A 25238-nucleotide genomic window follows, 5' to 3' on the forward strand; every position below is an offset into this window, starting at 1 on the left:
TTGCGAGCCCCGCAGTCGCGAACCGGAGGTGGGCAGGGGTGAGCGCGCGGAGTGAGCAGGTGTCGCGAGCCCCGCGGTCGCGGACCGGAGGTGGGCAGGGATGAACCCGATCGAGCAGGCCGTCGTCTGGCTCAACGACCCGCTGAACTGGACCAACCCCGGTGGTGTGCTCGACCGGCTGGTCGAGCACCTGGGCATCTCCGCCGCCGCCGTCGCGCTCGGCTGCCTGGTCGCCTGGCCGCTCGGGCTCTGGCTGGGCCACACCGGGCGGGGCGGCGGCATCGTGGTGCTGGTCTCCAACGTCACGCTGGCCATCCCGACCATCGCGCTGCTGACCATCCTGCCGCTGACCCTCGGCTTCGGTAAGCGGCCGGTGATCATCGCGTTGGCGGTCTTCGCGGTGCCACCGCTGCTGGCGAACGCGTACACCGGGATCCGGCAGGTCGATCCGGAGGTGCGGGATGCCGCGCGCGGGATGGGGCTCTCCGGCGGGCAGTTGCTGCGCCGGGTGGAGTTGCCGCTCGCGGTGCCCTACCTCGCGGCCGGGTTCCGGACCGCCGCGGTGCAGGTGGTGGCGACCGCCGCGCTCGCCTCGTTCGTCAACGGGGGCGGGCTGGGCCAGATCATCAGCGCCGGGTTCGGGCTGGGCATCTCGGTCGGCGGGGGTCAGATCCTGGCCGGCGGGCTGCTCGTCGCCCTGCTCGCGCTGCTGGTCGAGCTGGTCTTCGCGCTGGTGGAACGGCTGGTCACGCCCCGGCCACTGCGCCGCGCCCGACGCCGGATCATCCGGCGGGCCGACCAGCGGGCGGCGGCGGCGATCACCGGCTCCTGACCGCTAGGCCGGTGTGGGTCTGATCACCTTCCGCAGCCCCGGTGGGACCCGATCGGCCCGCCCAGCACGCGTGACTATCACACAGAGTGGTCAACTCTGTGCGAATCGTACCCCTTTGCGTGACGATCCGGTGACGAAGCGCGCCGCGGATTGTCGTACCTGACGAGAGGATGTTTCGTGAGAGGTCGCGGGCGACCGTCCTGACACGTCGCCCGTCGGACACGCGGCCGGCCCACCCGGGCCGCGCCGGGACACAGGAGGCGGGCGTTTTCATGCGTACACGTTCACGTCTGGCAGTCGGCGCCGCCGGTGCCGTCGTCGCGGCCGGCTTTCTCGCCGGCTGCGGTGGGGCCGGTTCCTCCGGCACCCAGGCCCCGGCCACCGGGGCGCAGGGCGCCGGTTGCGCACCGGTGGCGGGGTCGAGCCTGGTCGTGCTCGACGACGACAAGAAGCTCCAGAACACCGACAACATCATCCCGGCGATCAACAGCAAGGCGGCCCAGCCGCAGTTGGTCGCGGCCCTGGACAAGGTCTCGGACAGCCTCGACACCAGCAAGCTGATCGCCCTGAACAAGGCGGTCGACGTCGAGCGCAAGACCCCGAAGGTGGCCGCCGAGGAGTTCGCCTCGGCCAACAACCTCACCGCGGGCATCCCGACCGGCGGCACCGGCAACATCACGGTCGGCGCGGCCAACTTCAGCGAGAACCAGACCCTGGGCGAGCTGTACCGGATCGCCCTCACGGCCGCCGGCTACCAGGTCAAGGTCCAGCAGATCGGCAACCGCGAGCTCTACGAGCCGGCGCTGGAGAAGGGCGACATCCAGGTCGTCCCGGAGTACGCCGCGACGATGGCGGACTTCCTGAACAACAAGGTGAACGCGAAGGGCGGGGCCACCCCGCCGCCGATCTCCTCGCCGGATCTCAACCAGACGGTGACCGGGCTGAAGGCGGCCGGTGAGAAGGTCGGCATCACCTTCGGCAAGCCGTCGGCCGCCCAGGACCAGAACGCGTTCGCGGTCACCAGGGAGTTCGCCGACAAGTACGGCGTGCGGACGCTCAGCGAGCTGGCGGCGAAGTGCTCCGGCTCGGCGACCGTACTCGGCGGACCGCCGGAGTGCCCCCAGCGGCCGAAGTGCCAGGCCGGGCTGGTGCAGGTCTACAACTTCAACGCGGGCCGGTTCGACTCGCTCGACGCCGGTGGCCCGCAGACCAAGTCGGCGCTGACCACCGGCACGATCAGCGTCGGGCTGGTCTTCTCGTCGGACGGCGCGCTGGCCACGAGCTGACCGTCGGCGCGGGGGTGAACCTCCCGGGCGAGGAGCGGAGCTGACCGAGGGCCGGTCGATGTCACCGTACGTGGCGTCGGCCGGCCCCCGCTTTGCCGGCCGCCGCCATTTCGGTCCCCGGTAAGTGTGGGTAGGCTCGACTGCCATGTCAGCCCGCGAGGCCCCCGAGGGAACCCGCCGTAGGCCGCTGCTGACCGTCCTCTTCTGGGTCGGGGTGGGGCTGGCTCCGTTGGCCGCCCTGTTACTCCTGGTCGGACAGGGCAACGGGCCGCTGCGGATCGCGGCGGTGCTCGCCGTGCTGGCGGTCGTACTCATCGGACTGTCGATCACGTTGCGTGGCGACTCGGAGGGTGTCCGGCTGGACCTGGAGGAGACCCTCATCGAGGAACTCGACGACCTTCGGGGCGAGCTGCGCAACGACATCGCCACTGCTGCCCGGGCCACTCACAAGGCGTTCGGCGAGAAGCTGGAGGTCGTACGGGGCGACGTCGAGGCGCTGCGTGGCCAGCTCGACGCCGTCCGGGCCGGCGGGGCGGCGCCGGCCGCCTCCGCTCCCGCCGCGACGGCCGCCGCGACTGGTCCGGTCGGTGCCGCGGCGATGGTCGGCGGTGCGGCCGGTGCCGCCGGCGTGCCCGCCGGACGGACGTCGGCCGAGCCGGGCCAGAGCGGCTGGGCACCACCCACGGATCCGGGCCGGGCCGCGCGGATGCCGGACGAGCCGGCCCCGGCGGGCTGGGCGCCGGGCGGACCGGTTCGGGACGGCTTCGGCTCCCGCCCGGACGGGCCAGGCCGGGCGGTTGGGGGCGCGGCTCCGTCGCACGCTGCGGCTCCATCGCACGCTGCAGCTCCGTCGCACGCTGCGGCTCCGTCGCACGCTGCGGACCAGGGCGACACCGGCGAATTCCCCGGCCGGCCCGGCGGTGCCTACCAGGGCGGCAGCTACCGGGCGAGCGGCCATTCCGACGGCGGCCGGGCCGGGGCGGGCCGGGGACGGTACGGCCGGGACGACGGCACAGCGGGTGAGCCCGGGCAGTACGGCCACTCGTGGGCACAGGGCGCCCGGCCGCATCGGGGCGGCGCAGCGGGAATGCCGGGCAGTCCCGGAGGCGTGTCCGGGCCGCCGCTCGGCCGGGGCATCGTCCGGCACACGGAGACCGTGCAGGTGACCACCCGGCAGACCATCGTCGGCGGTCACGAGGACGACGAGCACGGGGCCGGTTACGGCGCCGGGACGTATGGCGGCGGCGTCTACGGCGGTGCCCATTCGGGCGGCTACGGAAACGGCGTCTACGGCGGCGGTGGCCAGGCCGGCGGCTACGGCGGCGGCGGTACGTACGGCGGCGGTACCTACGGCGGCGGCTACGGCGGTGCCGAGGAGCGGGCCGGCGGTCCGGGCCGGAGCCCTGACGAGCGCCGGTCCGGTGGCGGCTACGGCGGCGGTGACGAGCGCCGGTCCGGTGGCGGCTACGGCGGCGGTGACGAGCGCCGGTCCGGTGGCGGCTACGGCGGCGGTGACGAGCGTGGCGCACGCGGCTACGGCGGGGAGCGCCACGGCCCCGGTGGTGACGGCGGGGCAGGTCACGGCGGCGACGACCTGGCTGGTTACGGCCGCGGCGACGACCGCGCCGGCTACGGCGGTGGTGAGCGCGGCAGCTACGGAGCCGGCGACCAGGGCGGGGGTCACGGCGGCGGTACGTACGGCGGCGGTACGTACGGCGGTGGCGGCTACGGTGGCGGCGGCCGCGAGCGGGACGGGCGCGACGAGGACCTGGCCGACCCGCAGGCGGCGCGGGGTCGGCGGTCCGCCGAGCCCGCCGACGAGGGGCGGGACGCGCGGCCCGGCGGCGGCTGGCGCGGCCGCCCGGCCGAGCCGGAGCCGGAGACCGGTGACCCGGCCGACGACTCGTACTGGGCGGAACTGCGGGCCGGTGACCGCTGGGCCTCGGTACGCAGTGACGACCGGGGCCGGGAGGTCCGGATGGGCGAGCGGCGGGCGTCGATGCGGACCGACGAGTCGGGTACGGAACTCCGGGTCGAGGACCGCTGGGCGGAGATGCGCCGGGAGGAGCCGAGGCCGGACGAGAGCCGGCGGGCCGGTCGCCAGTGGTCGGAGCCCCGCAGCGACGACCGGCGGTCCGGCGGTCAGCACGGCTCCGGCGGTTGGTCCGGCGGCGACGGTGCCCGCCGCGGCGGTAGCAGCAACCTGGGCGACGGCCGGGGCTGGGAGCCGTCCGGCGGTGCTCCGGCGCTGCCCGCCGGAGGTGTGGACCCGGCCTCTGTCTGGGGTCCGCCCCGACAGGAGCCCGAGCCGGAGCCGGCCCGACGAGGGCGGCGGCACCGGGAGGACGAGGAGTACGGCTACCCGCCGCTGGACGAGTCGCCCCGGGCCGGCGGCACCCGGCGGTCGGAGTACGGCGGCTACCCCGCCGACGGCGACTGGCGCTGACCACCATCCCGGCGCCACCGGTCCGGGCCCACCCGTCCCCGCCACCCGTCCGTGGTCGGTCGTCCGCGGTCGGTCGTCTGCGGCTACTCGTCGGCAGGCACCCGGCGGCGCTATTTGTCGATGTCCCCGACGACGAAGAACATCGAGCCCAGGATCGCGATCAGGTCCGGCACCAGGCAGCCGGGGAGCAGCGTGGCCAGGGCCTGCACGTTGGCGTACGAGGCGGTGCGCAGCTTCATCCGCCACGGGGTCTTGTCGCCCCGGGACACCAGGTAGTAGCCGTTGATCCCGAGCGGGTTCTCGGTCCAGGCGTAGGTGTGCCCCTCCGGCGCCTTCACCACCTTGGGCAGCCGCACGTTCACCGGACCGCTGATCCGGTCGACCTGGTCCAGGCAGCGTTCCGCGAGGTCGAGTGAGACGTACGCCTGGTCGAGCAGGACCTCGAACCGGGAGTGGCAGTCACCGGCGCTCCGGGTGACCACCGGCACCTCCAGCGACCCGTACGCCAGGTAGGGCTCGTCGCGGCGCAGGTCGAGGTCGAGCCCGGAGGCCCGGGCGACCGGGCCGGAGGCGCCGTACGCGGCCGCATCGGCGGCGGAGAGCACCCCGACCCCGACGGTACGGGCCAGGAAGATGTCGTTGCGCCGGATCAGGTTGTCCAGGTCCGGCAGGCGGCGGCGCACCTCGCCGATCGCCGCCCGGGCCCGCCGGGTCCAGCCGGCCGGCACCTCCTCCTTGAGCCCGCCGACCCGGTTGAACATGTAGTGCATCCGGCCGCCGGAGACCTCCTCCAGCACCGCCTGGAGGGTCTCGCGTTCCCGGAACGCGTAGAACATCGGGGTGATGGCGCCGATCTCCAGCGGATAGGAGCCGAGGAACATCAGGTGGTTGAGCACCCGGTTCAGCTCGGCCAGGGCGGTACGCAGCCAGACGGCCCGCTCCGGCACCTCGATCCCCATCATCCGCTCGACCGCGAGCACCACGCCGAGTTCGTTGGAGAACGCCGACAGCCAGTCGTGCCGGTTGGCGAGCACGATGATCTGCCGGTAGTCGCGTACCTCGAAGAGTTTCTCCGCACCCCGGTGCATGTAGCCGACGATCGGCTCGCAGGAGATCACCCGCTCGCCGTCGAGCACCAGTTTGAGCCGGAGTACGCCGTGGGTCGACGGATGCTGCGGCCCGATGTTCAGCACCATGTCGGCGGTGTCGAGGCCCGCCCCGGTGCCGACGGTCAGCTCCCGCAGCGCGCCGGTGTCGGCAGTCATGCCCGCCATCGTGCCACGATCCGCCCGGCCGCATCGCCGGCCGAGTCGACCGCGGTCCCGTGACCGGCTGGCCGTCCGGTACGACGGGCCGGCGACCACGAGGTCATTTCGCGGCTCGTCCGGGTGCCGGTCCAGCGGGTTCTGGGTTGAGCCACCCGGACGGGCCCGGATCGACGTCGACCGGTTGGAGCAGCCACCAGTGGCCACCGAGGCCGCCCGGATCGGTCAGTTCGGCCGCTGTGGAGGCGCGGGCGAGCGCCCGGACGTAGCCGGCCGGGTCCGTCGAGGCCAGCGCCAGCGCGGGTCGCCGCCCGTCGGCCCCGAGCGCGCGCAGTGCCGTGTGCTGCTCGACCAGGGTGTACGGCCGGCCGGCCCGTGCCGTACCGGCTGCCGCCACCGCGTCCATCGCGACGTGCGCGGTCAGGTCACAGCTCCCGTCCGGTACCGGATCCACCTGCCGGCCGCTCCGGAACCCGGTGAGCGTGCCGTGCGGCGGGCGGGTGTCCCGCAGGTGTCCGTAGTCGATGGCGAGGGCCAGCCCCCGGTGCAGGCTGCCGACCGCCTCGGCCCAGGCGACGTCCCGGGGCAGCCCGATCTCGACCCGGCCCGGCAACGGCAGTTCCAGCTCGACCCGGCCCGGCAACGGCCCGTCTGGCGGGGTCGGCCACCAGCGGGCCAGCCACTCGGTCTCGGCCGCGTCGAGCGGGCCGCCGGGCGACTCCGCACCGGTGCCGGGGTCGACGAGAACCCGTCGCCAGCCGGCCGGGCCGGGTTCCGCGACGTCCAGCGGTACGTTGTCCAGCCACTCGGTCGCGAGCAGCAGCCCGACGACCCGCTCCGGCAGGTCCGAGCGCCAACCGATCGTCTCCGGCACCGAGTCCGGGCGAGCGGCCAGCTCGACCGCGGTCAGCCGGAGCCGGGCGGCGAGTTCCGGCGGGGCGAGCCGGGCCAGCGTGCCGAGCAGTTCACCCCGGCCGGCGCCGACGTCGACCACGTGCAGCGGGTCCGGCCGGCCCAGCGCGGCGTCGAGCCGGTCCAGCAGCCGCAGCAGGGCGCCGCCGAGCACCGGTACGGCATGCGCGCTGGTCCGGAAGTGCGCGGCCGGCCCGGCGCCGCTGACGAAGAACCCGTGGTCACCGTAGAGCGCGGTGGTCATCGCGGCTCGCCATCCGATCGGCACCGGCCCAGGTTATGCGGCGCCGACCCGCCACCGAACGCCACCGCCGGCATTGATCCTGATCCACCCGTCGAGTGGCGGTGGCGCCCCTGGTGGAGGGCGTCGCCGCCCCGACGGAGCGGGACCCGGCGAGCGGTGAAGGTTTTCACAACCCCTTGGTCCCGAGCTGGCCGGACGGCGCATACTTGCGATCGACCGGTACCACTTATCGAGGACTGGATCACCGCTATGAGCGCTTCCGCGCGCCCGCGTACCGCCGCCTCCGGCGGGTCGGCCCGGCCGACGGCCGCCGCCCCGAGCCGTGACCGCGCCGGCCAGGGCCAGCCGCATCCTTCGTTCCCCCGCCAGCTCACCGTCGGCCTGATCGGTGCCGGTCGGGTCGGTGCCGTGCTCGGTGCCGCGCTGGGCCGCGCCGGGCACCGGGTGGTCGCCGCCGCCGGGGTCTCGACCGCCGCCCGGGACCGGATCGACCGGCTGCTGCCGGGGACCGCCGTACGCCCCGCCGACGAGGTGGCCCGGGCCGCCGCCGACCTGCTGCTGGTCGCCGTACCGGACGACGCGCTGGCCCCGGTGGTCGCCGGGCTGGCGTCGACCGGTGCGCTCCGGCCGGGTCAGGTGGTGGCGCACACCTCCGGCGCGCACGGGCTCGACGTGCTCGCCCCGGCCGTCGCGGTCGGGGCGTACCCGCTGGCCCTGCACCCGGCGATGACCTTCACCGGTACCGCCGAGGACCTGCACCGGCTGGCCGGCATCTCGTACGGGGTGACCGTCCCGGAGTCGCTGCGTCCGTTCGCCGTCCGGCTCGTCGCCGACCTCGGCGGGGTACCCGAGTGGGTGGCCGAACCGGACCGCCCGCTCTACCACGCCGCTCTCGCGCACGGCGCGAACCATCTCGTCACGCTGGTCAACGAGGCGGCGGACCTGCTCCGCGCCGCCGGGGTGGCCCAGCCGGAGAAGGTGCTCGGTCCGCTGCTCCGGGCCGCCCTGGACAACTCGCTGCGGCTCGCCGACGCGGCGCTGACCGGGCCGGTGTCCCGGGGCGACGCCGGTACGATCGCCCGGCACCTGGACCGGTTGACCGCCACCGCCCCGGAGTCGGTGCCCGGCTACCTCGCGCTGGCCCGCCGCACCGCCGATCGGGCGATCGCGGCCGGTCGGCTCCGTCCGGCCGACGCCGAGTTCCTGCTCGGGGTGCTGGCCGACCGGGACCGGAAGGTGACCGCCGTGACCGGGGGGAGTGGGCCGAGATGACCACGGTGTTGCGTACTCGGGCGGAGCTGACGGCCACCCTGGGGCCGCTGCCCGGAAAGCTGGCGGTGGTGATGACCATGGGCGCCCTGCACTCCGGGCACGAGGCGCTGCTGCGGGCGGCCCGGGAGCGAGCGGACACCGTACTGGCGACGATCTTCGTGAACCCGCTCCAGTTCGGCCCGAACGAGGACTTCGACCGGTACCCCCGGACCTTCGACGCCGATGTGGCGCTCTGCCGGGCGGCCGGGGTCCGGTACGTCTTCGCCCCGTCCCGGGGGGAGTTGTATCCGGACGGCGAGCCGATGGTCAGGGTCGACCCGGGCAGCCTCGGCGAAGAGCTGGAGGGCGCCAGCCGCCCCGGCTTCTTCACCGGGGTACTGACCGTGGTGGCGAAGCTGCTCAACCTGCTCCGGCCGGACGTCGCGTTCTTCGGGGAGAAGGACTACCAGCAACTCACCCTGGTCCGCCGGATGGTCCGCGACCTGGAGCTGGACGTGGAGATCGTCGGCGTGCCGACCGTACGCGAGCCGGACGGGCTGGCGCTGTCCAGCCGCAACCGCTACCTCTCCGCCGAGGAGCGGATCTCGGCGCTGCGGCTCTCGGCGGCACTGCGGGCCGGCAGCGACGCCGCCGGGGCCGGCCGGGGTGCCGACGGTGCGCTCGCCGCCGCCTACCGCGCCTTCGGCGAGGGTACGACCGGCGCCAAGCTGGACTACCTGGTGCTGACCGCCCCGGACCTGGGCCCGGCACCGGCCACCGGACCGGCCCGGATGCTGGTGGCCGCCTGGGTCGGCTCCACCCGACTGATCGACAACATGCCGGTCGACCTGGCTCCGGTTTCCGCACCGGGCGGCTGAACCGTCGACCGCCCGTCGACCGCCCGCGAAACCCCGCACCACGGAGGACATGATCGATGTTCCGTACCATGCTCAAGTCGAAGATCCACCGGGCCACGGTGACCCAGGCGGACCTGCACTACGTCGGTTCGGTGACCGTCGACGCCGACCTGCTGGACGCCGCCGACCTGCTTCCCGGCGAGCAGGTCGCGATCGTGGACGTGACGAACGGGGCGCGGCTGGAGACGTACGTGATCGCCGGTGAGCGCGGCAGCGGCGTGATCGGCATCAACGGCGCCGCCGCGCACCTGGTGCACCCCGGCGACCTGGTCATCCTGATCTCGTACGGCCAGATGGACGATGCCGAGGCGCGGGCGTACCAGCCGCGGATCGTGCACGTCGACGCGGAGAACCGGATCCTCGACCTGGGCGCCGACCCGGCGGGCACGGTACCCGGGATGGTCGGCGACCCGGTCCGGGGCGACCTCGTCGCCACCGGCTGATCCGGCTGACGGCCGGTCGCCAGCCGTCTTCCTCGGCCTCCCCGGCGCGACCCGCCGGACGGATGATCTCGCCGTCCGGATGACCCCGCCGGTTAACGTAGGGTGCAGCCATCCGGACCGTTGGTCGCCCTGGGGAGGACGCGATGCGCCGTTGGACGAGCGCCCTGGCGCTGGCCGGGGCAGTGCTGCTCGGCGTCGCCGGCTGCGCGCCTCCGGGCGGCACGGACGGCGACCTCACCAACGCATGGGCTCCGGTCGGCGAGCCGACCGTCTTCACCCCGGCGGCCGAGACCTGCCATTCGGCGGACTTCTCCGAGACGGTCTACCTGTCGTCGTACGTGCCGGTGGACTGCACCACCAACCATCGGCTGGAGACCGTGCACGTGGGCACGTTCGCCGGGGCGGCGGGCGAGGCGGAGAAGCCGCCGGCACCGGGCTCGCCCCAGTTCACCACCGCGTACGCCGAGTGCGACAGCCGGGCGCGCGCCTTCCTCGGCGCCGACTGGCGTACCGGCCGGCTCTGGCTCGGGGTGGCGGTGCCCTCGCCGAAGGGCTGGGCGGCCGGGGCCCGGTGGTTCCGCTGTGACATGACCGAACTGTCCAACGTCGAGGAGGACGGCGACGCGGTCGGCCGGACGGCGAGCCTGAAGGGCGCGCTGCGCCAGGCCGGGCCGCTGCGGCTGGGCTGCTACGCCACCACCCTGACCCGGACCGAGACGATCGACCGGATGCCCCCGGTGGAGTGCTCGGCCCGGCACAACAGCGAGTTCACCGGGGTGTGGCGGGCACCGGCGACCTTGAAGTACCCGACGGCGGACCGCGACTGGCAGCCCTTCTACGACGGCTGCTACACCGTCGCCGCCCGGTTCGTCGGGGTGTCGCAGAGCACGATCCGGTTCCGTACCGGCGTCGTGACGCTGCCCGGCGGGCGGGACGACTGGACGGCGGGCAACCGGGGGGTCCGGTGCTACCTGTGGGTCTCGGACGGCAAGTTCACCCGCTCGCTGAAGGGCGCCGGCGCGGCCGGCCTGCCGATCCGGACCGGCTGATCCCGGTCGATCAACCCGCCTGACCTGCACCGTCACGGCCGGGCGCCCCGGTCGATCGGAGCGCGCCGTCCCGGCCGGCCGTCGGCCCGCTCTGGAGCGGACGGCCCGTACGTCCGGATCGGGGAGCGTCGTAGGCCACTTCTCCCGGCCCCGGGCCACCCGACCCCGCCGGTACGCGGTTGACTGGAGTGATGCAGTTTCCGACCGTCGACCTGCCGGTGGTACCCCGGCTGCTGGCCGCGCCGGCACCCGGCTGGGTGGAGACGACCGACGTGATCGTGATCGGGTCGGGCATCGCCGGGCTCACCGCCGCACTGCACCTGCGCGAGGCGGGACTGCACGTGACCGTGGTGACCAAGGTCAACATCGACGACGGCTCCACCCGGTGGGCGCAGGGCGGCATCGCGGCCGTACTCGATCCGCTGGACACCCCGGCCGCGCACGCCTCCGACACCGAGCTGGCCGGGGTCGGGCTCTGCGACCCGGCGGCGGTCCGGGTACTGGTGGAGGAGGGGCCGACCCGGCTGCGGGAGCTGATCCGGGCCGGTGCCGAGTTCGACCGCAACCCGGACGGCTCGCTGATGCTGACCCGGGAGGGCGGGCACCGGGCGGACCGGATCGTGCACGCCGGCGGCGACGCGACCGGGGCCGAGGTGCAGCGGGCGCTGCACGCCGCGGTCGGCCGGGATCCCTGGATCCGGCTGGTGGAGCACGCCCTCGTCCTCGACCTGCTCCGGGCCCCGGACGGCGGCTGGGCCGGTCCCGGCCGGGCCTGCGGGATCACCCTGCACGTGCTCGGCGAGGGCAGCGAGGACGGGGTCGGTGCGATCCTGGCCCGGGCGGTGGTGCTGGCCACCGGCGGGATGGGGCAGGTCTTCGCCGCCACCACCAACCCGGCGGTCTCCACCGGGGACGGCGTCGCGCTGGCGATGCGGGCCGGTGCCGCCGTGACCGACCTGGAGTTCGTCCAGTTCCACCCGACCGCGCTGATGGCGCCGGCCGCACCCGGCAGCGGCGGCGTCCCGGCCCGGGCCGCCCAGCAGCCGCTGGTCTCCGAGGCGCTGCGCGGCGAGGGCGCGCACCTGGTCGACGCGGACGGCAAGCGGTTCATGGTCGGCCAGCACGAGCTGGCCGAGCTGGCCCCCCGGGACGTGGTGGCCAAGGGGATCCACCGGGTACTGCTGGCCACCGGCGCCGACCACGTCTTCCTGGACGCCCGGCACCTCGGCGCGGAGTTCCTGGCCCGGCGCTTCCCGACCATCGTCGCCTCCTGCCGCTCGGCCGGGATCGACCCGGCCGAGCAGCCGATCCCGGTCGCCCCGGCCGCGCACTACGCCTCCGGCGGGGTACGCACCGACCTGCACGGCCGCACCTCCATCCCCGGCCTGTACGCCTGCGGCGAGGTCGCCTGCACCGGCGTGCACGGCGCCAACCGGCTGGCCAGCAACTCGCTGCTGGAGGGGCTGGTGTTCGCCCGCCGGATCGCCCAGGACATCGCCCGGGACCTGCCGGCACAGGCCGAACCGGCTCCGACCGGGGCGTGGCGGGGCGGCGAGGGTGCGACGGTCGACCCGGCGGTGCGGGAGCGGCTGGCCCGGGCGATGACCCGGGGTGCCGGGGTGCTCCGCTCCGCCGACTCGCTCCGGGCGACCGCCGCCGAGCTGGGCACCCTCGGCGCGACCCGGGGTGCGCCGCGTACCGCGAGCTGGGAGGCGACCAACCTGGTCACGGTGGCCGCGGCGCTGGTCGGCGCCGCGTACGCCCGGCAGGAGACCCGGGGCTGCCATTGGCGCGAGGATTACTCGGAATCACGCGACGATTGGCTCGGGCACCTGGTCGGGTCGATCGGTCCGGCGGGTCACCTGCAACAGGACTGGGAGGCACTGTGCTGACGGACTCGACCACGCGGGCGCTGCGCTCGGCCGGGCTCGACCCGGTGGAGGTGGAACGCATCGCCCGGGCGGCGCTGGACGAGGACCTGGGGCCGGAGCGGCTGGACGTGACAAGTCTGGCCACCATCCCGGACGACCAGGTCGACACCGCCGACGTAGTGGCCCGGGCCGACGGCGTGGTGGCCGGGCTGGCCGTGGCGGCGGCCGTCTTCGAGCTGGCGGCCGGCCCGCGCGTACGGGTGCTGCCGGTGGCCACCGACGGTGCCGAGGTCGCCGTGGGAGACGTGCTGGCCACGGTCACCGGGCCGACCCGGGGGCTGCTCACCGCCGAGCGGACCGCGCTGAACCTGCTCTGCCGGATGTCCGGGGTGGCGACACACACCCGGGCCTGGGTGGCGGCGCTGGGCGGCAGCAAGGCGACCGTGTTGGACACCCGAAAGACCACTCCGGGACTGCGCCCGCTGGAGAAGTACGCGGTCCGGGCCGGCGGCGGGGCCAACAAGCGCCTCGGGCTGTACGACGTGGCGATGATCAAGGACAACCACAAGCTGGCGGCCGGGGGTATCGCCGCGGCGTACCGGCGGGTGCGGGAGGCGTTCCCGGCGGTGCCGATCCAGGTCGAGGTGACCACGGTGGCCGAGGCGGTGGAGGCGGTGGAGGCCGGCGCCGACTTCCTGCTCTGCGACAACATGTCCCCGGCGCTGCTGACCGAGGTGGTCGCGGCGGTGGGTGACCGCGCCGAGCTGGAGGCGACCGGCGGGCTGACCCTGGCCACCGCAGCCGAGTACGCGGCCACCGGCGTCGACTACCTCTCGGTTGGGGCGCTGACGCACTCCTCGCCTATCTTGGACATCGCACTGGACCTCCGCTCGCGCGCCGCGTAGCGGCGGGACGCGCCACGACTCGGGGTTCGGACTGACGACATGCTGCTCTGTATCGACATCGGCAACACCAACACCGTGCTGGCGACCTTCGAGGGCGAGAAGCTGGTGCACTCCTGGCGGATCAAGACCGATGCCCGGTCCACCGCCGACGAGCTGGGTCTGAAGCTGCGCGGCCTGCTGGCCGGGGACGCGGTGGAGATCACCGGGGTGGCCGCCTGCTCGACCGTGCCGGCCGCGCTGCGCTCGCTGCGTACGATGCTGGCCCGCTACTACGGCGACATCCCGAACGTGATCGTCGAGCCGGGGGTGAAGACCGGGGTGCAGTTGGCGATCGACAACCCGAAGGAGGTCGGCGCCGACCGGGTGGTCAACACCCTGGCGGCGTACACCCTCTACGGCGGGCCGTCGATCGTGGTCGACTTCGGCACCACCACCAACTTCGACGTGATCAGCGGCCGGGGGGAGTTCCTCGGCGGCGCGTTCGCGCCCGGCATCGAGATCTCCTTCGACGCGCTGGCCGCCCGGGCGGCCCAGTTGCGCAAGGTCGAGCCGGCGGTACCCCGTTCGGTGATCGGCAAGAACACCGTCGAGTGCCTCCAGGCCGGGATGTACTTCGGCTTCGCCGGCCAGGTGGACCGGATCGTCGAGCGGATGGTCGGTGAGCTGGGCGAGGTGCGGGCGGTGATCGCCACCGGCGGGCTGGCGCCGCTGGTGATCGGCGAGTGCCGGACGATCACCAACCACGAGCCGATGATCACGCTGATCGGGCTGCGCATGGTCTACGACCGCAACCGCTGACACCCCTGCGGCTCGGCCCCCGCCGGCCGGCTCGGCGTCCCCGATCGCCGGAAAGCTGGCCCGGCTCAGCGTCCCCGATCGCCGGAGAGCCGGTCGGCTCAGCGCCGCCGGCCCCGGAAGACCAGCGTCCGGTACGGCAGCTCGAAGCTCTCCCGCCCGGCCAGCTCCGGATGGCCGGCGGTCAGCTCCCGGATGGCGGCCGCCACCTCCCGCTGCCGCTGCGGGCTGGCGGTGAGGTAGTGCGACCGGGTGCTTATCATCCCGACCAGGCTCTCCGGGGTGAGCGTGACGCTGTGCCGGAACTCGTTCCGTTCCACCGGCGCGAAGGCCGGGCCGTAGCCGTCGATGCCGGGTCCGTCGTTCCGGGCGCCGCGCCCGCCGAGCAGCTCGACGGTGATCGCGGTCAGTTCGGCCACCCAGGGCACCGACTCGTCCCGGTGGTTGAAGATCGCCGCATACGTCCCGCCGGGGCGCAGCAGCCGGGCCCCCTCCGCGTGCGCCACCGGATGGTCGAACCAGTGGTACGCCTGCCCGGCGACGACCGCGTCCACCGACCCGTCCGGTAGCGGCACCCGTTCGGCCGAGCCGGCCCGGGCCACCGTGCCCGGGGTGGCGGTGTCGAGCCTGGCCCGCATCCCCGGGTCCGGCTCGACCGGCGTCACCCGGTAGCCGAGCCGCAGCAGTACCCGGGTGAGGATGCCGGTGCCGGCGCCGAGGTCCAGCACCGCGGCCGGGGCGGGGCGGCCGACCGCCCACTCCACCGCCGGCTCCGGATAGCTGGGCCGGTACCGGTCGTAGCTCTCGGCCGCGGCCCCGAAGGAGAGGGCGTGGGACTGGTCGACCATGCCTGGAGGTTATCCAGTGCCCCGCCGCCGGCGCACTTGAGTACGCTCGGGGCCGAACTCCGCCGACAATTCCCGAGGAAGCATGCCGTGAGCCAGCAGATCCCGAACCCCGCCGACCCCGTGGACGACCTTCCCGAGCAGATGCGGGTACGCCGGGAGAAGCGGGACCGCATGCTCGCCGAGGGCGTCGAGCCGTACCCGGTGGGATATCCGCGTACCGCGACTCTCGCCGAGATCCGGGCCCGCTACGCGGACCTCCCGACCGACACGGCGAGCGGGGACGTCGCCGCCGTCACCGGCCGGGTGATCTTCGTACGCAACACCGGCAAGCTCTGTTTCGCCACGCTGCGGGACGGCGACGGCACCGAACTCCAGGCGATGCTCTCGCTCGACCGGGTCGGCCCGGACCGGCTCGACGCCTGGAAGCGGCTGGTCGACCTCGGCGACCACGTCGGGGTGACCGGTGAGGTGATTACCAGCCGGCGCGGGGAGCTTTCCGTGCTCGCCGATTCCTGGGAGCTGACCGCGAAGGCGCTCCGGCCGCTGCCGGTGGCACACAAGCCGCTTAGCGAGGAGGCCCGGGTCCGGCAGCGTTATGTCGATCTGATCGTGCGGCCCCGGGCCCGCGAGATGGTACGCACCAGGGCGGCGACGCTGCGTAGTCTGCGCGATTCGCTGCACGCCCGGAGTTTCATCGAAGTGGAAACCCCCATGCTGCAGCCGCTGCCGGGCGGGGCCACGGCCAGGCCATTCGTGACGCACAGCAATGCGTTAGACACGGATCTGTATCTGCGAATCGCCCCCGAGCTTTTTCTCAAGCGGGCGGCGGTCGGCGGCATCGACCGGGTCTTCGAGATCAACCGTAACTTCCGTAATGAGGGGGTCGACTCTTCGCACTCCCCGGAGTTCGCCATGCTCGAGGCGTACGAAGCGTACGGTGACTACGACACCATGGCGACCCTCACCCGTGACCTGGTGCAGGCCGCCGCGTTCGCCGCGGCCGGGTCGCATGTGGTGACGCACGCCGACGGTACCGAGTTCGACCTCGGCGGCCAGTGGCGTTCGGTGACCCTCTACGGCACCCTTTCGGAGGCGCTCGGCGAGGAGGTCACCGTCCGCACCGGCATGGCCGACCTGCTGGGATACGCGGAAAAGGTCGGTCTCGCGGTCGACCCGCAGTGGAGCCCGGGCAAGCTCGCCGAGGAGCTTTTCGAGGAACTGGTCGTACCGACGTTGCGCCAGCCCACCTTCGTCCGGGACTACCCGGAAGAGACCAGCCCGCTGGTCCGGGCGCACCCCGACGAGCCGGGGCTCACCGCGAAATGGGACCTCTACGTGCTCGGTTTCGAGCTGGCCACCGGCTACACGGAGCTGGTCGACCCGGTGGTGCAGCGGGAGCGGCTGGTGGCCCAGGCCCAGCGCTCGGCCAAGGGCGACGACGAGGCCATGCGGCTCGACGAGGACTTCCTGCGGGCCATGGAGTACGGAATGCCGCCGCTCGGGGGCATGGGAATGGGAATCGACCGGCTGCTGATGGCCCTCACCGGCCTCGGAATTCGGGAAACCATCCTCTTCCCGATGGTCCGCCCGGAGTAGTTGCCGCCGAGCGGCTTGTCGCGTAGTTTCGCCGTCCTATTGACGGAGCAAGCATCTAACGGGCTATTGTGCTCTTGTTTGCGGCGAACCTGCTCGAAAGGATAGCGACACGTGGCCAAGCAGATCATTCACAAGCTGGTCGATGACCTGGACGGCGGAGACGCGGACGAGACCGTCAAGTTCTCGCTCGACGGCGTGCAGTACGAGATCGACCTGTCGGACAAGAACGCCGGCAAATTGCGGGAGCTATTCGCCCCGTACGTCGCGGCCGGCTCGAAGGTGGGCCGGGGCGGCGTGGTGGTCGGTGGTCGTGCCGCACGGGGGCGGGGTGGCGCCACCGCCGACCGCGAGCAGAACAAGGCGATCCGGGCCTGGGCCAAGAAGGAAGGCAAGGAGATCTCCGACCGCGGGCGGATCCCGCAGGAGATCGTGGACGAGTACCACGCCAAGGCGGGCCGCTAGGCGTCGTGCTTCCTTGATCCCTCGCGCGGGGTGGGTGGACGAGTGCTCGTCCACCCACCCCGCGCTCCTTTGCCTGTTGCGAGCTATATGAGTAAATTGGGGTAAGTGTCCGCTTTGTCGACGGTCGGTGATCCCGGTCGCTCTCCGGCCCTGCCGCGTACTACCCCGGTTGGGGTGGGGTGCTGCCGCGCGGCTCGCCGTCCTCGGGGAACGATCATGCCGACCCGGGAACATCCTGGCGACCCCGGCGTTGTCCACAACCAGTGGACGAAGTTGTCCACAGCCTGTGGATGACGCGGGGCCGCGTCGCCCGGGCAGGGGCTCGAATTTCGCTCTGCGCGTACAGCGGATGGTCTGGGAAGCATCGCTGAGCGTGGGCGGTTGGGAAAAACGTCGCGTACGTGGCTCATTCCGGGAACACACGACCTCAGGAGAGTCGGCTCGCGGCGATAGAGTAAGGGAGCACGGACGTCCGCCCCGGACGTCCGGGTGGTGGCCCCGCCACGATGCTTGGACCATCAAGATCGAGTGCGCACGGCACGTGAGGAGCACGAGGGCATGTTCGAGCGGTTCACCGACCGAGCGCGGCGGGTTGTCGTCCTGGCCCAAGAAGAGGCCCGGATGCTCAACCACAACTACATCGGTACGGAACACATCCTGCTAGGTCTCATCCACGAGGGTGAAGGCGTCGCGGCGAAGGCCCTGGAGAGCCTGGGGATCTCGCTGGAGGGCGTCCGCCAGCAAGTCGAAGAGATCATCGGTCAGGGCCAGCAGGCGCCGAGCGGGCACATCCCGTTCACGCCGCGGGCCAAGAAGGTGCTGGAGCTGTCGCTGCGTGAGGCGTTGCAGCTCGGCCACAACTACATCGGTACGGAGCACATCCTGCTCGGCCTGATCCGCGAGGGCGAGGGCGTCGCCGCCCAGGTGCTGGTCAAGCTCGGCGCCGACCTCAACCGGGTCCGCCAGCAGGTGATCCAGCTCCTCTCCGGCTACCAGGGCAAGGAGCCGGCAGCGGCCGGCACCGCGCCGGGCGAGGCCGCGCCGTCGACCAGCCTCGTGCTGGACCAGTTCGGTCGCAACCTGACCCAGGCGGCCCGGGAGGGCAAGCTCGACCCGGTCATCGGTCGGGAGAAGGAGATCGAGCGGGTGATGCAGGTGCTCTCCCGCCGTACCAAGAACAACCCGGTCCTGATCGGCGAGCCCGGGGTCGGCAAGACCGCGGTCGTCGAGGGGCTGTCCCAGCGGATCATCAAGGGCGAGGTGCCGGAGACGCTCAAGGACAAGCAGCTCTACACGCTTGACCTGGGCGCCCTGGTCGCCGGCTCGCGATACCGCGGTGACTTCGAGGAGCGCCTGAAGAAGGTGCTCAAGGAGATCCGCACCCGCGGCGACATCATCCTGTTCATCGACGAGATCCACACCCTGGTGGGTGCGGGTGCCGCCGAGGGCGCGATCGACGCGGCAAGCATTCTCAAGCCGATGCTGGCCCGTGGCGAGCTGCAGACCATCGGCGCGACGACGCTGGACGAATACCGCAAGCACCTGGAGAAGGACGCCGCCCTGGAGCGGCGGTTCCAGCCGATCCAGGTGGGTGAGCCGTCGCTGGCGCACACCATCGAGATCCTCAAGGGGCTGCGGGACCGCTACGAGGCGCACCACCGGGTGAGCATCACCGACGCCGCGCTGGTCGCGGCGGCGACGCTCGCCGACCGGTACATCTCCGACCGGTTCCTGCCGGACAAAGCGATCGACCTGATCGACGAGGCCGGTGCCCGGATGCGGATCCGCCGGATGACCGCGCCGCCAGACCTGCGCGACTTCGACGAGCGCATCGCCCAGGTGCGCCGCGACAAGGAGTCCGCGATCGACGCGCAGGACTTCGAGCGGGCCGCCCAGCTGCGGGACAAGGAGAAGCAGCTCCTCGGCCAGAAGGCGCAGCGGGAGAAGGAGTGGAAGGCCGGCGACCTGGACGTGGTGTCCGAGGTCGACGACGAGCAGATCGCCGAGGTGCTGGCGAACTGGACCGGCATCCCGGTCTACAAGCTCACCGAGGAGGAGACCTCCCGGCTGCTCCGCATGGAGGACGAGCTGCACAAGCGGGTCGTCGGCCAGGAGGACGCGGTCAAGGCGGTCTCGAAGGCCATCCGGCGTACCCGGGCCGGCCTGAAGGACCCGAAGCGGCCGTCCGGCTCGTTCATCTTCGCCGGCCCGTCCGGCGTCGGTAAGACCGAGCTCTCCAAGGCGCTCGCCGAGTTCCTCTTCGGCAGCGAGGACGCGCTGATCCAGCTCGACATGTCCGAGTTCCACGACCGGTACACCGTGTCGCGGCTGGTCGGGGCGCCCCCCGGCTACGTCGGCTACGACGAGGGTGGCCAGCTCACCGAAAAGGTGCGCCGCCGGCCGTTCTCGGTGGTCCTGTTCGACGAGATCGAGAAGGCCCACCCGGACGTCTTCAACACCCTGCTCCAGATCCTGGAGGACGGGCGGTTGACCGACGGCCAGGGCCGGATCGTGGACTTCAAGAACACGGTCATCATCCTGACCACCAACCTGGGCACCAGGGACGTGGCCAAGGCGGTCTCGATGGGCTTCCAGGCCTCCGAGGACAACGACTCGAACTACGAGCGGATGAAGCAGAAGGTCAACGACGAGCTGAAGCAGCACTTCCGGCCGGAGTTCCTCAACCGGATCGACGACACGATCGTGTTCCACCAGCTCAACCAGACCGAGATCCTCTCGATCGTGGACATCATGATCCAGCGGATCGAGACCCAGCTCCGCAACAAGGACATGGGCCTCGAGCTGACCGACAACGCCAAGAAGTACCTGGCGAAGAAGGGCTTCGACCCGGTGCTGGGCGCCCGGCCGCTGCGGCGGACGATCCAGCGCGACATCGAGGACAACCTGTCGGAGCGGATCCTGTTCAACGAGCTGACCCCGGGCCAGATCGTGGTCGTGGACTGCGAGGGCGACCCGGACAACGTCGACAAGTCCAAGCTGGTGTTCCGCGGCGCGGACAAGCCGGTCCCGGTGCCCGACGCGGTGCCGGCCGACCTCGGCAACACCGCCGCGGCCGGCGCGGACGAGTAGCCGAGCGGCAGCTCAGGTAACAAACGGTTCGGCCCGGTGGCAATCGCCACCGGGCCGAATTCGTCTCCGTGGCGTGGACTATCCGTCAGTGCCCTCGCCGGCCAGCACACAGGTGTCGTCGACCATCTCGACCAGGCCGTCCTCGATCAGTCCGGCCAGGGCCCGGGAGCGTTGCAGGTCGTCCGACCAGACCAGGTCCAGCCGGGACCGGGGCACCGGGCCGGTCGTCTCGCGGAGTACGGCCAGCAGCTTGCCCCGGACCTGCCGGTCGGTGCCGGCGTACCGCTGCGGGCGGCGGGTCGGGCCGGACGGCGCGGTACGCCCCGACGCACGCCAGGCGCAGCGGTCGGCCAGTGGACAGTCGGCGCACCGGGGTGCCCGGGCGGTGCAGACCAGCGCCCCCAGCTCCATGAACGCGGCGCTGGCCCGGGCCGCCCGCTCCGGTACCGCCGGCAGCAGCGCCTCGGTGGCGACCAGGTCGGCCGGACGGGTCGCCGGCCCCGCATCCGGCTCTCCGGCGACGGCCCGGGCCACCAGGCGCCGTACGTTGGTGTCCACCACCGGGTGCCGCTGCCCGTACGCGAACGCCGCCACCGCCCGGGCCGTGTAATCGCCGACACCGGGCAGCGCCAGCAACTCCGCCAGCCCGGTCGGCACCTCGCCGCCGTGCCGCGCCAGCACGGCCACCGCGCACTCGTGCAGCCGCAGTGCCCGTCGGGGATAGCCGAGCCGCCCCCACATCCGGATCGCCTCGGCCGGAGTGTCGCCGGCCAGGTCCGCCGGCCGGGGCCACCGGGTCAGCCAGGCCCGCCAGGCGGGTAGCACCCGTACCACCGGGGTCTGCTGCAACATGACCTCGCTGACCAGGATCGGCCACGCCCCGATGCCGGGCTCCCGCCAGGGCAGGTCGCGGGCGTTCTCGTCGTACCACCGGATGGCGTCGGCGGCGAGCTGCGTTGTCGACATGGCACCGTCGATCCTGTCATGCCGGCGCGGCGGGAGGCCGTGCCGGGCGCCGGACCCGGAGGCCGTGCCGGGCGCCGGTTGTGGGTCCGTCCCGGAGCGTGGGCCGGATGCCGGGTCGGGCCGCGGACGGGGCGGATGATCGGGCAGACTGCCCGGATGAACGAGCTCGCGATCACCGTCATCGGTCCGGACCGGCCCGGCATCGTGGCCGACGTGACGGAGGCGCTCGCCCAGGTCGGGGCCAACCTGACCGACTCGACCATGACCCGGTTGCGCGGGCACTTCGCGATGACGCTGATCTGCGTCGGCCCGTCCGGTGCCGATGCGGAGGCCGCGCTGGCCCCGGTCGTCGCGGACGGCCCGCTGGTGGCGACGGTCCGCCAGGTCGGCGCCGAAGCGACGAGTACGCCGTTCGGCGAGCCGTACCTGATGGCCGTGCACGGCGCCGACCGGCTCGGCATCGTCGCCGCGCTGACCCGGGTACTCGCCGAGGCCGGCGGGAACGTCACCGACCTGACCACCCGGTTGACCGGTCCGCTCTACGTCCTCCTCGCCGAGGTGGAGCTGCGGCCGGATACGGCCGAGGAGGTCGCCGCCCGGCTGGCCGAGGTGGCCGCCGGGCTGGACGTGGAGGTCACCCTGCGGCGAGCCGACTCGGATCTGCTGTGACTTCCTCCCCGCCGTAGAGCTCAGGGGCGGAGAGTCCCTGGGGCGCCCCAGGGGGTTCCTGTTTCCCAGCCGACCGCAGAAGGGAGAACCCTTGCTGTCTTACGTCAGCTCCGCAGGCATCGCCGGGATGACTCCCGGCTACGGCTCGACCAGCCGCAAGGATGTTCTTGGCCGCGTGGTGGTCCCGAACCGCCAGGCGCCCGTCGGTCCTCGCGACGTACAGTGCGCCGTCCCGGATGCGGAAGGCGGAGCGGGTGTAGGGCGCCGACTGGCGGCCGCCGCGGGACTTGAAGCGCGGATAGCGGGCAGGGCCGGCGAAGAAGTTCGCGAACGCGGTGCGCTGGTGGCGCAGGGTCTGCTGCAACGGCACGGAGGAGACCTCGGACAGGAACGCCAGCTCGGCTGTCGGGTAGCCCCGACACTTGTACGCCGTACGCACGTACGAAGCTCTCCCGAGGAGGGGCGTTGAGTAAGACGACACGCCGGAGGTCCCAGGCCGTCGCCTCCGGATCGTCCCGGCTCCGCCGGGCCGCTCCTGACGGAGTCCGGATTCCTCCCCGGCCTGAACGCCGGGACATCCTCCGGAGATTCTGGTGACGGCGAAGGACGATTCCGGGGTGGCCGAGGAGGGCGGCCTGGGCGACTGGAGACCCGAGCTGCTCGGCGACCAGGGCACGGTACGCCCGGTGGTGACCGCACCGGCCGGCGTGTTGAGCCGGATCGGTGCCACCGTCGACCCCTGCGACGACGAGGTGGTGCGGCTCGCCGCCGACCTGGTGGCCACCATGCGGGTCTCACCCGGCTGCGTCGGCCTGGCCGCGCCGCAGATCGGGGTCGGGGCCCGGCTCTTCGCGGTGGACGTGACCGGGCATCCCAAGACCGTCACCTCGCACGGCACCTTCGTGCTCTGCAACGCCGAGGTCGTCGAGGCGAGTCGCTGGCGGCCGGGGCGGGAGGGCTGCATGTCGGTTCCCGACCTCACCGGCGACGTGAAGCGGGCCAGCCGGGTGGTGGTGCAGGGGGTCCTGCCCGGCACCGGGGCGGCGGTCCGGCTGGTCACCGACGGCTTCGAGGCGCGGGCGCTCCAGCACGAGATCGACCACTGTGCCGGCCGGCTCTTCCTGGACCGGGTGGCCGGCGCGCACGCGGTCTACCAGCGCAAGGTCTATCTTTGAGCGGCAGCGCCGACACGGCGTGCTGGGCCTCCGGCGCGTCGCGGGGGTCCGGGCCACGCGTGCCGATACGGTGAAACCATTATGCGTCTGACGGTTGGCCCCCTTCCGCCCGCCGTGTATTGGCGGCGTCGAGCCGTCGTGCTCGGCGCCATGTTGCTCTTCCTGATCGTGTTGCTCTACTCCTGCATCAACACAGGTGGGGCGGACGACTCCGGCAGGGGCAAGACAGCCAACCCTGGGCCGTCGCCCACGCTCACCCCACACGTCGACCCGTCGGCGTCCGGCCCTCCCGACTCGGGCGCCCCGGAGTCGGGTGCTCCGGGCGGCGGCGAGCCGTCCGACGTGCCTCCGGCGGACGGGGAGGACTCCGTCGAGCCGGCGGGCGGCGGTCAGGTGCCGACGGCACCGCCGCCGGTCGACAACGAGTGCACCGACCAGGAGATCTCGGTGACTCCGGTGCCCTCGCAGACCTCCGCGCAGCGGGGCGAGCCGATCGAGCTGCGACTCAGAATCAAGAACGTGTCCGACCGGACCTGCAACCGGAACGTCGGCGCCGACCTCCAGGAGCTCTACATCAAGTCCGGGGCCCGCAAGGTCTGGTCGTCGGACGTGTGCAACGCGGTCCGGTCCAACGACGTACGGCCGTTCCCGCCCAGCCACGAGAACGAATACACCGTCTCCTGGAACGGGCGGGAAAGCTCCAAGTGCGCCAACCAGGTCGCCAACGGGCCCTATCCGGTGGCCGGCACTTACCAGCTCTTCGGTCGGCTCGGCAACAAGCTCAGTAACCCGGTCCGGATAACCATCACCGGCTGACCGGCGGCACCCTCCCGGCACCGCCGAACCGGCCGGTTCGGACGGTCCGACCGGTGCCGGCAGCCGGGGTCAGACGTAACGCTCCAGGATGGACGCTTCGGCCAGCCGGGACAGCCCTTCCCGTACGCCCCGGGCGCGGGCGTCACCGACCCCGTCGACGGCCTGCAGGTCCTCCACGGTGGCGCCGAGCAGCCGTTGCAGGCTGCCGAAGTGGCCGACGAGCCGGTCGACGACCAGCCCGGGCAGCCGGGGCACCTTGGCGAGCAGCCGGAAACCGCGCGGGCTGACCGCCGCGTCCAGCGCGTCGGAGGCACCCGGATAGCCGATCGCCTTGGCGACCGCGACCAGGTCGATCAACTCGGTGGCGGTGAGCAGGTCCAGCTCGACCAGCGCCTCGTCGAGGGTCCGGGCCTTGCGCCCGCTGGGCAGGTAGTCGCGGATCACCAGGGTCCGGTCGGCGTCCACCCCGGCCATCAGCTCGTCGAGCTGGAGGGCGAGCAGGCGGCCGTCGGTGCCCAGCTCCACCACGTAGCCGGCGATCTCGTCGGCGATCCGGCGGACCATCTCCAGCCGCTGCACCACGGCGACCGCGTCCCGTACGGTGACCAGATCCTCGATCTCCAGTGCGGAGAGGGTGCCGGAGACCTCGTCGAGGCGGAGCTTGTAGCGCTCAAGAGTGGCCAGCGCCTGGTTGGCCCGGGACAGGATCGCGGCCGAGTCGTCCAGCACGTGCCGCTGCCCGTTCACGTAGAGGCTGATGATCCGCATCGACTGGCTGACCGAGATCACCGGGAAGCCGGTCTGCCGGGCGACCCGCTCGGCGGTGCGGTGCCGGGTGCCGGACTCCTCGGTCGGGATCGACGGGTCGGGCATCAGATGCACGGCGGCCCGGACGATCCGGGTGCCGTCGCTGGAGAGCACCACAGCGCCGTCCATCTTGCACAGTTCGCGGACCCGGGTGGCGGAGAACTCGACGTCGAGCGGGAAGCCGCCGGTGCAGAGCGTCTCGACGACCCGGTCGTAGCCGAGCACGATCAGGGCGCCCGTCCGGCCGCGCAGGATGCGCTCCAGCCCGTCCCGCAGCGCCGTGCCCGGCGCCATCAGCGCCAGGTTGGCCCGCAACGGGTCGCCGGTCGGCCCCGTCCCGTTCATGGTCATGCCGACGCCGACGGGGCGGGCCGAGGTGCCGGCGCTGGTGCGGACAGGAGAAGCCGCGCTGGCGGTTCGGTTCGCGTCGCGGTCGATCGGCACTCGGACATTCTACGGACCGCCCTGCGTTCGGTGCTGTCGCGGTTACTGTGACGTGCCACTGTGCCTGCTTCCTCCCATCGGCGCGCCGTCGGTACCGTCTGGGACCCGCCGCGTAGTGTCCAGTTTGTAGCTGATTGGCAAGCCTTGCC

The 25238-nt window shown here is 72.7% G+C and carries 21 protein-coding genes; 16 read left to right on the forward strand and 5 right to left on the reverse strand.

Translation table 11 applies throughout. The features are described 5' to 3' along the window. Positions 1-100 precede the first annotated feature (100 nt). The 3 genes from ACSMXO_RS02205 (at position 101) to ACSMXO_RS02215 (ending at position 4564) form a co-directional block, all read left to right on the forward strand. Positions 101-832 carry an ABC transporter permease gene (locus ACSMXO_RS02205; protein ID WP_346259069.1) on the forward strand — a complete coding sequence of 244 codons (732 nt, stop codon included), beginning with the start codon at positions 101-103 and terminating at the stop codon, positions 830-832. A gap of 272 nt (positions 833-1104) precedes the next feature. Further along, positions 1105-2118: a glycine betaine ABC transporter substrate-binding protein gene (locus ACSMXO_RS02210; protein ID WP_346259068.1), complete on the forward strand. Its 1014-nt coding sequence runs from the start codon at positions 1105-1107 to the stop codon at positions 2116-2118. Positions 2119-2263: 145 nt separating this feature from the next. Continuing rightward, positions 2264-4564 (forward strand): hypothetical protein, encoded by a 2301-nt coding sequence (locus ACSMXO_RS02215; RefSeq protein WP_455416521.1) that lies wholly within the window; start codon positions 2264-2266, stop codon positions 4562-4564. A 110-nt stretch (positions 4565-4674) separates the two neighbouring features. Here ACSMXO_RS02215 and ACSMXO_RS02220 read toward each other — a convergent pair whose 3' ends face one another. Continuing rightward, positions 4675-5838: an NADH-quinone oxidoreductase subunit D gene (locus tag ACSMXO_RS02220; RefSeq protein ID WP_346259065.1), complete on the reverse strand. Its 1164-nt coding sequence runs from the start codon at positions 5836-5838 to the stop codon at positions 4675-4677. 94 nt (positions 5839-5932) lie between these two features. After that, on the reverse strand, positions 5933-7009 hold the full coding sequence (locus tag ACSMXO_RS02225) for an SAM-dependent methyltransferase (RefSeq protein WP_455416522.1): 1077 nt from the start codon (positions 7007-7009) through the stop codon (positions 5933-5935). Positions 7010-7234: 225 nt separating this feature from the next. Here ACSMXO_RS02225 and ACSMXO_RS02230 point away from each other — a divergent pair, with 225 nt between their 5' ends. From ACSMXO_RS02230 to ACSMXO_RS02260, 7 genes are all read left to right on the forward strand, one after another. Next, a complete protein-coding gene (locus ACSMXO_RS02230) occupies positions 7235-8257 on the forward strand; it encodes a DUF2520 domain-containing protein (RefSeq protein WP_455416523.1) in 1023 nt (340 codons plus the stop codon). Further along, positions 8254-9114 carry a pantoate--beta-alanine ligase gene (gene panC / locus ACSMXO_RS02235; protein WP_455416524.1) on the forward strand — a complete coding sequence of 287 codons (861 nt, stop codon included), beginning with the start codon at positions 8254-8256 and terminating at the stop codon, positions 9112-9114. The genes ACSMXO_RS02230 and panC overlap by 4 nt, the downstream gene beginning before the upstream one ends. A gap of 56 nt (positions 9115-9170) precedes the next feature. Continuing rightward, the gene (panD, locus tag ACSMXO_RS02240; protein ID WP_455416525.1) at positions 9171-9596 is read left to right on the forward strand and encodes an aspartate 1-decarboxylase; all 426 of its coding nucleotides are present in this window, start codon (positions 9171-9173) and stop codon (positions 9594-9596) included. A gap of 143 nt (positions 9597-9739) precedes the next feature. Beyond that, complete coding sequence (locus tag ACSMXO_RS02245; protein ID WP_346259060.1) at positions 9740-10645, forward strand: septum formation family protein; 906 nt, start codon at positions 9740-9742, stop codon at positions 10643-10645. A 191-nt stretch (positions 10646-10836) separates the two neighbouring features. Then, positions 10837-12537, forward strand: coding sequence for an L-aspartate oxidase (locus ACSMXO_RS02250; RefSeq protein WP_346259059.1), 1701 nt, complete (start codon positions 10837-10839; stop codon positions 12535-12537). Beyond that, a complete protein-coding gene (gene nadC / locus ACSMXO_RS02255; protein WP_455419149.1) occupies positions 12534-13421 on the forward strand; it encodes a carboxylating nicotinate-nucleotide diphosphorylase in 888 nt (295 codons plus the stop codon). Before ACSMXO_RS02250 ends, nadC begins: the two co-directional genes overlap by 4 nt. A gap of 39 nt (positions 13422-13460) precedes the next feature. Continuing rightward, complete coding sequence (locus ACSMXO_RS02260; protein WP_346259058.1) at positions 13461-14219, forward strand: type III pantothenate kinase; 759 nt, start codon at positions 13461-13463, stop codon at positions 14217-14219. Between the two features lie 98 nt (positions 14220-14317). On the opposite strand, the gene ACSMXO_RS02265 is transcribed toward ACSMXO_RS02260, so the two are convergent. Continuing rightward, positions 14318-15064, reverse strand: a complete 747-nt coding sequence (locus ACSMXO_RS02265) for a class I SAM-dependent methyltransferase (protein WP_346259057.1) — start codon at positions 15062-15064, stop codon at positions 14318-14320. A gap of 141 nt (positions 15065-15205) precedes the next feature. Between ACSMXO_RS02265 and lysS the strand changes: the two genes are divergently transcribed. The 3 genes from lysS to ACSMXO_RS02280 all read left to right on the forward strand — a co-directional run bounded on the left by lysS (position 15206) and on the right by ACSMXO_RS02280 (position 20212). Continuing rightward, positions 15206-16660: a lysine--tRNA ligase gene (gene lysS / locus ACSMXO_RS02270; protein WP_455419150.1), complete on the forward strand. Its 1455-nt coding sequence runs from the start codon at positions 15206-15208 to the stop codon at positions 16658-16660. A gap of 111 nt (positions 16661-16771) precedes the next feature. After that, positions 16772-17122: a histone-like nucleoid-structuring protein Lsr2 gene (locus ACSMXO_RS02275; RefSeq protein WP_318396815.1), complete on the forward strand. Its 351-nt coding sequence runs from the start codon at positions 16772-16774 to the stop codon at positions 17120-17122. Positions 17123-17680: 558 nt separating this feature from the next. Beyond that, positions 17681-20212 (forward strand): ATP-dependent Clp protease ATP-binding subunit, encoded by a 2532-nt coding sequence (locus ACSMXO_RS02280; RefSeq protein ID WP_346259162.1) that lies wholly within the window; start codon positions 17681-17683, stop codon positions 20210-20212. Positions 20213-20290: 78 nt separating this feature from the next. Here ACSMXO_RS02280 and ACSMXO_RS02285 read toward each other — a convergent pair whose 3' ends face one another. Beyond that, the gene (locus tag ACSMXO_RS02285) at positions 20291-21178 is read right to left on the reverse strand and encodes an HhH-GPD family protein (protein WP_346259055.1); all 888 of its coding nucleotides are present in this window, start codon (positions 21176-21178) and stop codon (positions 20291-20293) included. A 156-nt stretch (positions 21179-21334) separates the two neighbouring features. On the opposite strand from ACSMXO_RS02285, the gene ACSMXO_RS02290 reads away from it, so the two are divergent. From ACSMXO_RS02290 to ACSMXO_RS02300, 3 genes are all read left to right on the forward strand, one after another. Next, positions 21335-21847, forward strand: coding sequence for a glycine cleavage system protein R (locus ACSMXO_RS02290; RefSeq protein WP_346259054.1), 513 nt, complete (start codon positions 21335-21337; stop codon positions 21845-21847). A gap of 617 nt (positions 21848-22464) precedes the next feature. Continuing rightward, positions 22465-23022 (forward strand): peptide deformylase, encoded by a 558-nt coding sequence (locus ACSMXO_RS02295; protein WP_455419151.1) that lies wholly within the window; start codon positions 22465-22467, stop codon positions 23020-23022. 138 nt (positions 23023-23160) lie between these two features. Continuing rightward, on the forward strand, positions 23161-23838 hold the full coding sequence (locus tag ACSMXO_RS02300) for a hypothetical protein (RefSeq protein WP_455416526.1): 678 nt from the start codon (positions 23161-23163) through the stop codon (positions 23836-23838). Between the two features lie 69 nt (positions 23839-23907). On the opposite strand, the gene disA is transcribed toward ACSMXO_RS02300, so the two are convergent. Further along, complete coding sequence (gene disA / locus ACSMXO_RS02305; RefSeq protein ID WP_346259052.1) at positions 23908-25089, reverse strand: DNA integrity scanning diadenylate cyclase DisA; 1182 nt, start codon at positions 25087-25089, stop codon at positions 23908-23910. Between the last annotated feature and the right edge of the window lie 149 nt (positions 25090-25238).

The organism is Plantactinospora sp. DSM 117369 (assembly GCF_053764795.1).